The sequence below is a fragment of the Microlunatus kandeliicorticis genome, from assembly GCF_014137855.1.
GTDB lineage: Bacteria > Actinomycetota > Actinomycetes > Propionibacteriales > Propionibacteriaceae > Microlunatus > Microlunatus kandeliicorticis.
In genome coordinates, this window is sequence record NZ_JACGWT010000002.1 from 525,096 (window position 1) to 536,816 (window position 11,721).

Below are 11,721 nucleotides of genomic sequence, written 5' to 3' on the forward strand. Positions count from 1 at the left end.
CCGGCGTCAGCCGGCGACGGGCTCGGCCGAGCGCGCCGGCGCGGCCTCGACCGTGGTGGGCGCCGACGCCCGGCCGATCCGGTGCGCGGCCATGAAGGCCACCGCGAACAGCCCGAGCGCGACGATGCCGTGCAGCATGCCGAGCTGCGGGACGCTGTGCGCGCCGAGACCGAGCGCGACCTGGACCACGGTGACCACCAGGGTGATCACCGACCAGAGCAGCGCGCCCCTGATCTTGGTCGTCACCTGGGTGATGATCCCGACGATCAGGAAGAGCAGCGCGACGCCCGGGACGACCATGGTCCCGAACATTCCGTGCACCGCCAGACCCTCGACGCCGGGGAAGGTGAAGTTCGGGTTGTTCATCGCGGCCTGGTCGATCGAGCCACCGCCCTCGATGTACTTGCCGAGGCTGAAGAAGCCGTAGGCGACCGCCGCCGCCTGCACCGCGACCAGCGCGGCGATCAGGTACCCGAGCACCCGGTAGACGATTCTCATGACTGCTCCCACGCTGGACGGGCCGCACCCCCAGCGGGTGGCCCTTGGCTGGCTCTCAGCATGGACCTTCTGCGCCGCTGATGCTGCGATTTTCTGACGATCAGTCCGCAGAATCACCCTGCAGGATGACGCCGCTCATCCTCCGGGTGGGCTGTCCGGCCGGTGAGGGCGCTTTCCCGCGGCGACGCTCTGTCGCGCGGCACCGGATCAGTCGCGCAGCAGCGGATCAGTCGCGCAGCACCGGATCAGTCGCGCAGCACCGGGCAGGACATGCACCGCGGCCCGCCGCGGCCGGAGCCGAGCTCCGAACCGGAGATCCGGACCACCTCGACGCCCTCCTCCTCGAGCCGGGCGTTGGTCTCGACGTTGCGCTCGTAGGCCACGCAGAGGTTGGGCGCGATGGCCAGGGTGTTGTTGCCGTCGTCCCACTGCTCGCGCTCGGCGGTGACCGGGTCGAGCCCGGTGTCGATCAGCCGCAGCCGGTCGATGCCCATCGCCGCCGCGGCGGCTTCGAGGAACGGGCGCGACGGGCCGAGCCGCAGCGTCCCGCCCTCGTCGCGGGTCACCGGCACCGCGGCCAGCCGGTGCGCGACGTTCGGGTACATCACCACCGCGTCGGTGTCGACCATCGTGCAGATCGTGTCGAGGTGCATGGTCGCCCGGTCCTGGTCGATCGGCACCGCCAGGATGGTGTGGGCCAGCCCGAGGTCGAAAGCGGTGGTGGCCAGACGCTCGACCCCGGCCGGCGTGGTGCGTTCGCCGACCCCGACCGCCAGCACGCCCTCGGCCAGCGCGAGCACGTCGCCGCCCTCGACCGGCTCGGCTCCCCAGCCGAGGATGAGCTGCACGCCGGCGAACCGCGGGTGGTGGGCGTAGATCAGCTCGGTCAGCTGGGTCTCGCGGCGCCGGGCCGGCATGGCCAGCGAGGTCACCGCGGCCCGGTCGCCGATCCACACGCTCGAGTCGCGGGTGAACAGCAGGTTGGGCAGCGGGTCGATCAGGAACTCCTCGGGCGGCAACAGCCCGGTGACCAGGCTGTGCACCCCGGTCAGCTCGTCGTTGCGGAGTCCGGCCATCAGCACGCCGGCCAGCTCGTCGGGGGCGAGGTCGCCGAGCCGGGCCACCAGGGCGGCGCGGAGGGTGGCTCCGAGCCGCAGGTCGGTGCAGGTGAGGTCGATGGCCCGGGCCCGGGCCTCCTCCACCCCGAGGGCCTCGGTCAGCAGCTCGCTGAGGTAGAGCACCTCGACGCCGTGACCGCGCAGCGCGTCGGCGAAGGCGTCGTGCTCCTCCTGGGCCCGGCCGACCCAGGGGATGCCGTCGAAGAGCAGCGCGTCGTTGTTGCGCGGGGTCAGCCGCCGCAGCTCGGGGCCCGGTCGGTGCAGCATCACCGTCCGCAGCCGGCCCACCTCGGACCGGACGCCGACCGCGGCCGTCCGCCCCTCCGCTCGCTCAGCCATGGCGGCGACCCTACCGGCATGATGGACGGGTGACGGGCTCGGTGGACGCGGCCTTCGACCGGCTGGCCGGCGTGGTGACCCGGACCCCGCTCGAGCTGTCGACCCGGCTCAGCGAGCGCACCGGGGACCGGGTCTGGCTCAAGCGCGAGGACCTCCAGGTGGTCCGGTCCTACAAGCTCCGTGGGGCCTACCACCTGATCAGCCGGCTGGCCCCCGAGGTGGCCGCGCGCGGCGTGGTCTGCGCCAGCGCCGGCAACCACGCCCAGGGCGTCGCCCTCGCCAGTGCCCGGCTCCGCACCCCGGCCCGGATCTACGTGCCGCGCACCACTCCGCGGCAGAAGCGCGACCGGATCCGTGCGCTGGGCCGCGAGCTGGTGGAGCTCGTCGTCGAGGGCGACAGCTACGACGAGTCTGCCGCGCTGGCCGCGGCCGACGCGACGGCCAGCGGCCGGGTGGTGGTGCCGGCCTTCGACCACCCCGACGTGGTGGCCGGTCAGGGCACGGTGGTCCGCGAGATCTGGGACGAGCTCGAGCGGCTCGGCCGCCGGCCCGGCCTGGTGGTGGTCCCGGTCGGCGGCGGTGGGCTGCTGGCCGGGTGCCTGAGCTGGCTGGCCGAGCACCACCCGGACACGCCGGTGCTGGCGGTCGAACCGGCCGGCGCGGCCAGCCTGACCGCCGCGCTGGGCGAGGGCGGTCCGGTCGCGCTCGACCGGATCGACAGCTTCGTCGACGGTGCCTGCGTCCGGCAGGTCGGCGCGCACCCGTTCGCGCTGATCGCCGCCTATCCCGGCCCGCTCCGGGTGCTCAGCGTCGACAACGGGCTGGTCTGCGAGGAGATGATCGACCTCTTCCAGACCGAGGGCGTGATCGCCGAACCGGCCGGGGCGTTGGCTCCGGCGGCCCTCCGGCTGACCTCGCCGGGCACCGGGACCGACGTGGTGGCGGTGATCTCGGGTGGCAACCAGGACATCAGCCGTTACGCCGAGGTGGCCGAGCGGGCGCTGGTCTCGGCCGGCCTCAAGCACTACTTCCTGGTCGAGTTCCCGCAGGAGCCCGGTGCGCTGCGACGGTTCCTCGACGACGTCCTCGGGCCCGAGGACGACATCACGCTGTTCGAGTACGTCAAGCGGACCAACCGCGAGTACGGGCCGGCGCTGGTCGGGATCGAGCTCGGGACGCCCGGTGACCTGGACCGGCTGCTGGCCAGCCTGGCCGCCTCGCCGATCCGGGCCGAGCAGATCGACCCCGACAACCCGGTGTTCCGCTACCTGGTCTGATCGCCGGGGTCTGATCGCCGGGCCGCCCGTCCGGCGGCACTCAGCCGAGGCTGCGTCGGGCCGGGTGGCCGGGCACTACCCTGGGCGACGTGTCCGCCGCGCTCTCCCGGGTTGCCGTCGTCATCCCGGCCAAGAACGAGCAGCAGCGCATCGCCGACACGGTGACGGCGGCGCGCTCGTTGCCGCACGTCGAGCTGGTGGTGGTCTGCGACGACGGCAGCACCGACGACACCGCCGAGTACGCCCACGGCGCCGGCGCGGTGGTGGTCAACCACGACCGCAACCGCGGCAAGGCGGCCGCGCTCGACTCCGCGGTCAACGCGATCGGTGTGCTCGAGCAGCGCGACCGGCGACCCGAGTGCGGCACCCTGCTGCTGCTCGACGCCGACCTGGCCGACAGCGCGGCCAACGCCGGCCCGCTGCTCACCCCGGTGCTGGACGACGAGGCTGACCTGGTGATCGGGGTGCTGCCCGCCCAGCAGACCCCCGAGGGGGCCGACGCCGGCGGGTTCGGGCTGGTGATGGGCACCGCCCGACGCGGGATCGCCGAGCTGGCCGGCTTCGAGGCCAAGGCGCCGCTCTCCGGGCAGCGCTGCCTCACCCGTCGTGCCTTCGAGCTGGCCAGCCCGCTGGCCGCCGGGTTCGGGGTCGAGGTCGGGATGACCATCGACGTCTGCCGGGCCGGGCTGCGGGTCCGCGAGGTGGACGTCGACCTGCGGCACCGCGCCTCGGGCACCGACCTGGCCGGGCAGCTCCACCGGGCCAAGCAGCTCCGCGACGTGACCCGGGCGCTGGCCGCCCGCGGCTTCGTCGGGAACGCGCTCGACGACCTGAAGAGCTCCTCCCCGGTCGCCGGGCTGCTCCAGCGGTTCAAGCGGTGACAGCGGCGGTCCGACCGCTCGGGCGCGAGGTGAGGGAGCCGCGCACCGGCTTCGTCCCGCGGGTCTGGCACCGCGACCACCGGATCGGGCTGGCCGGGATCGTGGCGGCCACCGCGCTGGTGCTGGTCGCCGGGTTCCTCGGACCCTCGGTGGTCACGCTCACCCTCGGCCCGCGGAAGAGCCTGCTGCCGCCCTGGTACCTGCCGCACGGCGTGGTGGTGCCCAACGAGTGGGTGGTGTCCGCGCTGGTCTGGGCCTCGATCATCGTCGGCGGGTTCGGGCTGTGGTTCGCGATGCGCGCCCTCCGCGACGGCTGGCGACCGGCCTGGAAACGGCTGTTCGCGCTCGGCACCGCGCTCAGCCTGCTGACCATCACGGTGCCGCCGCTGACCTCGGCCGACGTGCTGATGTACGCGGCGTACGGCCGGCTGCAGGTGCTCAAGATCGATCCGTACACGATCACCCCGGCCGAGATCTTCCGCAGCCAGTACGACCCGGTGCTGCACTGGACCGAGCGGCCCTGGCAGGACACCCCGAGCGTCTACGGCCCGATCCTGTCCTGGAGCCAGCTGGCCGCCAACAAGCTCGGCGGCACCAACATGCACGACATCGTCTTCTGGCTGCAGGTCTGCGCCGTGGTGCCGTTCATCGTCATGTCGCTGCTGGTGGTGATGCTGGCCCACGGCGACGCCGGCCGGCAGGCCCGGGCCGCGCTGTTCACCATCGCCAACCCGCTGCTGATCTGGGCGGTGGTGGCCGGGGCGCACAACGAGGCGATGTCGGTGATGTTCGCGGTCGCCGCGATGCTGATGGTGCGCAAGACGCCGTTCGGCGCCGGGATCGGGATCGGGCTGGCCGGCTGCGCCAAGATCAGCATCGGGATCTGGGGCATCGCCATGCTCTGGGCCTACCGGCGCGAGCCGAAGAAGGCGGCGCTGCTCTGTCTCGGCACCCTGGTGCCGATGGGGCTGGCCTACGGGCTGTGGAAGCCGACCGCGTTCTTCCAGGCCATCCGCAACGGCGGCTACGTCTCGGTGGGCTCGTGGGTCAACCCGATGTACACCCTGTTCGCGCACCTCACCACGCCGCGCACCGGCAAGATCATCGTCGGGGTGATCAGCTATCTGGTGCTGATCTTCATCGCCTGGATCCTGTCCCGGGTGGTGCCGTGGCGGGCGGCCCCGGGCCTGCCCGCGGGCGCGGACCCGCAGCGCGACCCCTTGACCATCGCGCTCCGCACGGCGCTGGTGATCTCCACCGCCTGGCTGGTCAGCTCGATGTACACCCTGAGCTGGTACGACCTGATCGCCTGGGCCCCGCTGGCCGTGCTGGCCGGCACCCGGCTCGACAGCGTGATGGTGTTCCGCGGCGTGCCGTTGTCGCTGGCCTACGTCCCGGGCCGGGCGATCGAGTTCGGCCACGCGCTCGACGTCACCGCGCACCGGATCCGCGACACCCTCTCGCCGATCGCGCAGATCCTGGTGCTGGTGATGATCGTGCTCTGGTGGCGCGACCCCGAACGCCGGCAGCTGCTGTGGTGGCCGTTCCCGAAGCCGCGGCGCTGGACCGACCGGCCGCACCACGAGCACAGCACCGGGCCGGACCACGACACGGACGGGCTGACCGTGACGGTCACCGACCAGCCGTCGGACCCGGTCAGGGAGCGATCAGGGGCGGGTGCAGGTCCCGCAGCCGGAACTGCTTCCGTCGTCGCACCACCAGCGCACACGCCGCCAGGGCCAGCAGCGCGACCGCCGCGAGTACCAGCAGGTCCCGGGCCAGATGACCCGGCTGGCCTCCCGAGATGACCACCCGGAACGCGTCGATCAGGTAGGTCATCGGCATCACCTTGCCGACCGCGGCGAAGAAGCCCGGCAGCAGCGGTCCCGGATAGGTGCCGCCCGCCGAGGTGAGCTGGAGGATCAGCAGCACCAGCAGCAGCGACGAGCCGGGCGTCCCCAGCGCGGTGCGCAGCAGGTGGGCGATCAGCGAGAAGCTGACGCTGGCCAGCACCACGGTGAGCAGCAGCAGCCACGGGTGCACCGGATCGAGACCGAGCCCGAGCCAGACCGTCCCGACCATCAGCAGCCCGCCGACGGTGGCCAGGGCGCCGATCGGCAGCCAGCCGGTGAGAGCCAGCCGGAGCGGGTCGATCCGGCCGGCCAGCGCGCGGGCGGTGATCGGGCGGACCACCAGGAACACCGAGATCCCGAACACCCACAACGCGATCGAGAAGAACAGCGGCGCCAGACCGCGGCCGTAGTAGGTCGCCGGGTGGTCGATGGTGGTGGTGACGTCGGCGGGGGAGGACAGCACCTGGACGGCGCGGTCCTGCTCGGCGCTGGTCGGGGCCGGGATCCGGTCCACCGCCGCGGCCAGCTTGTCGTGGAGCGTGTCGGCCCCGGTGGCCAGGGTGGTCAGCCCCGTGTGCAGCTGGTGCGTGCCGGTGGCCAGGGTGCCCAGTCCGGTGGACAGCGAGCTCGCCCCGGCGGAGAGCCGGTGGGCCCCGGTGGCGGCCGAGTCGATACCGCTGGACAGGGTGTCGGCGCCGGTCGAGGCGGTGCCGAGCGCGGTGTGCAGCTGCCCGGCGCCGGTCGCGACCTGCTGGGCGCCGCGGTCCAGCCGGTCCAGGCTGTCGGTGATCCTGGTGATCCGCGCCGACAGGCTGTCCTTGCCCTGCAACCGGTTCGTCAGGTCGTCGATGGTCGTGGCTCCGTCGCGGGTCGCGGTGGCGATGCCGTCGGCGCGTCCGGAGGCGCTGCTCACCGCCGAGCTGACCCGGGTGAAGTTCGGGTCGTCGGCGAGCTCGGGATGGTCGCGCTTCAGCTGGGCCAGCGCGCTCGAGGCGGTGTCCAGGTCCGAGGCCACCGAGGCGGTCCGCCCGGCGGCGCGGTCGGCGACGTCGCTGAGCGTGGCGCCCGCCTGCTGGGCGCTCTTCCGGAGCGCGGGCAGGTTCTGCTGGACCTGCTTGAGCGGCGGCACCACGGTCTGGTCGAGCGTCCGGGTGCCGGCGGCGACCTGCCGGGCCCCGGTGGCCAGGTCGCCCGACCGCTGGTCGAGCGTGTCCAGTCCGGTGGCCAGGTTCGCGGCGCCGGTCCGGGCCGTGCCGAGCCCGCGGTCGAGCTCGCTCGCGCCGGTGGCCAGCGTCCGTGCGCCCCGCGCGGCCGAGGCCGCCCCGGTGTCCAACGTGGCGGCACCGTCGCGGGCTCCGGCGGCACCGTCGGCCAATTTCCCGGCACCACCGGCGGCGTCCGAGATCCCCGAGCGGATGAGCTTGAGGTTGGCGAACACGGCGTCGAAGTAGGACGCCTCGGCCGACTCGTCGACCGCGCGCGCGATGCTGTTCTGCGCGGAGTTGGTGATGCTGCCGACCACGAACCCGTTGGCGTCGTCGCGGCGGATGCTGATCTTCGCCCGGCGCGGGTCGTCGCCCGCTCCGCTGATCAGGTCGGCGGAGAACGTCGACGGGACGTCGACCACCAGGTAGTAGTCGCCGTCGCGCAGGCCTCGCTCGGCCTCGGCGGCGTCGACCTGGTGCCAGTCGAAGGTGCGCTTGGCCACCAGGCTGTCGACGAAGTCACGGCCGGCGTGGATCTGCCTGCCGTCGAAGGTCGCGCCCTGGTCGGTGTTCACCACCGCGACCGGCAACCGGTCGAGCTTGCCGTAGGGATCCCAGTTGGCGGTCAGGTAGATGGCGCCGTAGAGCACCGGGACCAGCGCGACGAAGATCAACGCGATCTTGGGCAGCGGGCCGCGGAACCGGCGGAACTCGTACCGGGCCAGCCGGGAGATCGGGAAGGCCTGGAGCGGGCGGAAGGTCATCGTGATCGTCTCGGTTCGGTGCTGGGGTGGACGTCGTGCTCGGCGTCGGATGCCGGGTTTGGTTGGGGGTCGGGGGCCGGATCCGACCCAGGCGCTGCGGACAGGTCGACCACCGGGGTCCGACGGGGCAGCGCGGCCGGTTCGCGGCTGCTGACCACGATCGCGGTGTGGTGACCGGCCAGCGTCTCCAGGGCGTCGTAGAGCCGGTGCTGCTCGGCCACGGTCAGCCCGCGGTCCGCGTCGTCGAGCACCGTGACCACGGCCGGGCGGAGTCGCGCCAGTGCGACCGCGAAGACCGTGCGGTCGAGGGCGTCGAGGTCGTCGACCAGCCGGTCCGGGTCGTCGGGGAGGTCGAGCTGCGCGGCCAGCGCGGCCATGCGGGCGCCGGCCTCGGCGGTCGGCACCCGCTCGATCAGCGCGCGCTCGGTGACCGACTCGCCGACGGTGAGCCGGCCCTCGAGGTCGATCATCGTGTCGATCCGCGCCACCGAGGTCAGGGCCCGCACCCTCCGCGCGTCCGCGACGGCGTCGATCCCGGCGACGGCCAGTCCTCCGCGGACGCCGGACATCCGGCCGGTGAGCGCGAGCAACAATGTCGACTTGCCGCTGCCGGTCAGTCCGGTGACCGCACCCAGGCCGGGACCGAAGGCGAAGTCGAGGCCGGACCAGACGGTGTGCCGGCGCGCGGTCAGGCTCAGGTCCTCGGCGACGACCAGCGCGGCCGGGCCGGTCGTCTCCGGGGCCGCGGACGCGCTCATCGGACGATGCTCCGTAGCGCGAGCTCGAGCGTGCTGCTGACCAGCGACGCCGGCAGCGCGTCGGGGGCGGCGCGGCGTTCGAGGGCGAGCGTGTTGACCAGCAGCATCAACAGGGTCGCGGCGGCCTGGGTGTCGACGGCATCGGGGCGACCGAGGGCGGCGCGGCGTGCGGCGATCTGCGCGGCCAGCTGGTCGCGCTGGGCGGTGCGCCACTGGGTGTAGACGGCCCGCAGCTGCGGGTCCTCGGCGGCGAGCGCCCGGAACTCCTCGAGCAGCACCGGCCACTGGTCGTCGGTGGTGAGCGAGCCAGCCAGCCGGGCGGCCACGACGTCGGTGCTGCCGCTCGGCTCACCCTCGGTGAGCACGGCGTCGAACTGGGCCAGCGCACGGTCGGCGAAGTCGCTGGCGCGGGCGGCGACCACCGCGGCGAACAGCTCGGGCTTGCCGCCGAAGTTGCTGTAGACCGCGCCCTTGGAATAGCCGGCCTCGGCGGCCAGCTCGTTCAGGCTGGTCCGCCGGTAGCCGCGGGTGAGGAACGATCGGGTGGCCGCGGCCAGGACGTCCGCGCGGACCTCACTCCGCGGCGGTCGCCGGGTCGGCGCCGGCCGTTCGGCGGTCTCGGTCATGGTCTGCTCCTGCTCTCTCACGGTGCCGCGTTCTCGTGCTCACGATCGATACTCAGGGTATCCGATACCGATGGTATCGGATCGGCGGTGGCGTTCGACGAGTAGCCGACGTGACCTCGGTCTCTGTCTAAGGTGGGCGCCGTGACCGAACCCGCCGACGGAGCGCCGCCACCCGGCTGGTTCCCCGATCCGGCGGGTCGACCCGACACCTACCGCTGGTGGGACGGGACCACCTGGACCCCGTGGTTGACCGGGGACGCCGACGCCGACGCGCCGGACACCACGACCGCTGAGCCGGAGACCCCGCACGCTGAGCCCGTCGAAGCGCAGGAGATGACGTCCGCTGAGCCCGTCGAAGCGCAGGGGAGCACGCGCGCTGAGCCGGAGATGACGCCCGCTGAGCCCGTCGAAGCGCAGGGGAGGACGCGCGCTGAGCCTGTCGAAGCGCCACCGGGCCCGGCGCCGCTCGGCCGCCCGCGACCACCCGGCTACGAACGGGGTCGCCGCAGCAGCGCGCTGGCCACCCCGCCCGCCACCCGCCTGGCGCCCCCGTCGGGAGCGTCAGGCGGTGGCGGCCACGAATCCGCCGGCGCCGGGGCCGACCACGAGGGCGGCTCCAGCCGGACCGCCCTGCGGGTGATGGCCGCGGCCGCCGCCGTCGCCGCGGTCGTGGTGGTCGGCGGTGTGGTGGTGCTCGGCAACCGGGCTCCGGCCGACCCCATCGCCCTGCCACCGATGACCGAGACCGGGTCCTCCCCGTCGGGCAGCGCCTCGGGCACCGCGGCGGCCAGCCCGGCCACCTACGACGCGCGGTCACGGCTGCTCAGCATCGGCACCTTCAGCACCACCCTGCCGGGCTCGCCCTACGTCACCAGCAGTGCGCTCGCCCCGACCCCGCCGCTGTTCAGCACCGCGGTCGAGGCGCAGGCGGTGGTCACCCCCAAGTACGACGGCAGCGCGGACTGGACGGCCGGGCTGCTGGTCGGGGTGCTCGACCCGTCGGTGGTCGTCGACGGCGACGCGGACGCCACCGCCGACAAGCTGCTCGACGGCCTGGCCGAGTTCGCCTTCGCCGATGTGACGGTGACCAAGCAGGGGTTCACCCCCAAGAAGGTGACCACCCCGAACGCCAAGGCGGCCGCGATCCTCCAGGGCCGGCTGGCCTACCGGGTGAAGAACGTGCCCAGCCGGTACGACCAGGTGAGCATGCTGGTGCTCGAGCTCGACGACGGCACCTGGGTCGGGTGGGTCTCCACCCGCCCGGAGAAGGCCTCGGCGAAGGTCAAGGCGTCGCTGCAGACCTCGATCGACACCATCCGTTCCTGAGCGTGGCCGCGCGGTCCTGCTCCGGTGGTGGAATACCGGTGGCCGGCCGGGCTGCGGCTCGTACGCTGAGCCGGTGCCCGGCGTACCTCCTGCCTCGTTCGGCTACTTCGGCCCCGAGGGCACCTTCACCCACCAGGCGCTGCTGACCCTGCCCGCCGCCAAGACCGGCGAGGCGATCCCGTTCGCCACGGTGGGCGCCTGCCTCGACGCGGTCCGGGCCGGCGAGGTCACCGCCGGTCTGGTGCCGATCGAGAACTCGGTCGAGGGCGGGGTCTCGGCCACTCTGGACAACCTCACCTACGGCGATCCGCTGTTGATCACCCGTGAGGTGCTGCTGCCGGTCCAGTTCTGCCTGTTCGCGCGCCGCGGCACCCGGCTGGCCGACGTCCGGCGGGTGCTGACCCACCCGCACGCGGCCGCCCAGACCCGCAGCTGGCTGTCCGCGCACCTGCCGCAGGCCGAGATCACCGAGGCCGGGTCCACCGCGGGGGCGGCGGCCGAGGTCGCCGACCCGGGGTCGAGCTACGACGCCGCGGTGTGCGCCCGGATCGCCGGCGAGCTCTACCGGCTCGACCCGCTCGCGGTGGACATCGCCGACAACGCCGACGCGGTCACCCGGTTCGTGCTGGTCTCCCGCCCGGGTCCGGTGCCGCCGCCGACCGGCGCGGACAAGACCACCCTGGTGCTCTTCATCCGGGTCGACCAGTCCGGCGCGCTGCTCGAGATCCTCGAACAGCTGGCCAGCCGCGGGGTCAACCTGTGCCGGATCGAGTCCCGGCCGACCAAGACCACGCTCGGCAGCTACTGCTTCTCGGTCGACGCCGAGGGCCACATCGACGACGCCCGGCTCGGCGAGGCGCTGATGGGCCTGCACCGGGTCTGCGCCGACGTGATCTTCCTGGGCAGCTATCCGCGCGCCGACGGGCTCGAGCCGAACATCCTCCCCGGCACCTCGAACGCCGCCTACGCCGACGCCGCCGCCTGGCTGGCCCGGCTCCGCCACCCGCAGGCCTGACGCTCGACCCGGGCTCTGGGCCCACCCCGCCACCGCACACCCGTGCCCTGAGCCCACCCAC

Annotated in this window: 9 protein-coding genes and 1 pseudogene; 5 read left to right on the forward strand and 5 right to left on the reverse strand. The window is 73.4% G+C overall.

Annotated elements, in window-relative coordinates; translation table 11 throughout:
- Window positions 1-6: 6 nt before the first annotated feature.
- Together FHX74_RS07190 and FHX74_RS07195 are read right to left on the reverse strand one after the other, a co-directional pair.
- The gene (locus FHX74_RS07190; protein ID WP_182559396.1) at window positions 7-498 is read right to left on the reverse strand and encodes a hypothetical protein; all 492 of its coding nucleotides are present in this window, start codon (window positions 496-498) and stop codon (window positions 7-9) included.
- Window positions 499-743: 245 nt separating this feature from the next.
- Entirely contained in the window at window positions 744-1,955 is a 1,212-nt protein-coding gene (locus FHX74_RS07195; protein ID WP_182559397.1) for an arginine deiminase, read from the reverse strand.
- A 29-nt stretch (window positions 1,956-1,984) separates the two neighbouring features.
- On the opposite strand from FHX74_RS07195, the gene ilvA reads away from it, so the two are divergent.
- The 3 genes from ilvA (at window position 1,985) to FHX74_RS20180 (ending at window position 5,921) form a co-directional block, all read left to right on the forward strand.
- The gene (gene ilvA, locus FHX74_RS07200; RefSeq protein ID WP_182559398.1) at window positions 1,985-3,232 is read left to right on the forward strand and encodes a threonine ammonia-lyase IlvA; all 1,248 of its coding nucleotides are present in this window, start codon (window positions 1,985-1,987) and stop codon (window positions 3,230-3,232) included.
- Window positions 3,233-3,321: 89 nt separating this feature from the next.
- Window positions 3,322-4,113 (forward strand): glycosyltransferase, encoded by a 792-nt coding sequence (locus FHX74_RS07205; RefSeq protein WP_182559399.1) that lies wholly within the window; start codon window positions 3,322-3,324, stop codon window positions 4,111-4,113.
- A 29-nt stretch (window positions 4,114-4,142) separates the two neighbouring features.
- Window positions 4,143-5,921 carry a hypothetical protein gene (locus tag FHX74_RS20180; RefSeq protein WP_328823687.1) on the forward strand — a complete coding sequence of 593 codons (1,779 nt, stop codon included), beginning with the start codon at window positions 4,143-4,145 and terminating at the stop codon, window positions 5,919-5,921.
- Here FHX74_RS20180 and FHX74_RS07210 read toward each other — a convergent pair.
- From FHX74_RS07210 to FHX74_RS07220, 3 genes and pseudogenes are all read right to left on the reverse strand, one after another.
- Window positions 5,875-7,935, reverse strand: a pseudogene (locus tag FHX74_RS07210) (YhgE/Pip family protein); the annotation flags it as partial. The gene FHX74_RS20180 and the pseudogene FHX74_RS07210 sit on opposite strands and share 47 nt — an antisense overlap.
- Entirely contained in the window at window positions 7,932-8,693 is a 762-nt protein-coding gene (locus FHX74_RS07215) for an ATP-binding cassette domain-containing protein (protein WP_182559401.1), read from the reverse strand. The gene FHX74_RS07215 and the pseudogene FHX74_RS07210, both read right to left, overlap by 4 nt.
- Window positions 8,690-9,319 carry a TetR/AcrR family transcriptional regulator gene (locus FHX74_RS07220; RefSeq protein ID WP_182559402.1) on the reverse strand — a complete coding sequence of 210 codons (630 nt, stop codon included), beginning with the start codon at window positions 9,317-9,319 and terminating at the stop codon, window positions 8,690-8,692. Before FHX74_RS07220 ends, FHX74_RS07215 begins: the two co-directional genes overlap by 4 nt.
- Before the next feature lie 141 nt (window positions 9,320-9,460).
- Here FHX74_RS07220 and FHX74_RS07225 point away from each other — a divergent pair, with 141 nt between their 5' ends.
- Window positions 9,461-10,645, forward strand: coding sequence for a DUF2510 domain-containing protein (locus FHX74_RS07225; protein ID WP_182559403.1), 1,185 nt, complete (start codon window positions 9,461-9,463; stop codon window positions 10,643-10,645).
- 73 nt (window positions 10,646-10,718) lie between these two features.
- Window positions 10,719-11,660 (forward strand): prephenate dehydratase, encoded by a 942-nt coding sequence (gene pheA, locus FHX74_RS07230; protein ID WP_182559404.1) that lies wholly within the window; start codon window positions 10,719-10,721, stop codon window positions 11,658-11,660.
- Window positions 11,661-11,721 lie beyond the last annotated feature (61 nt).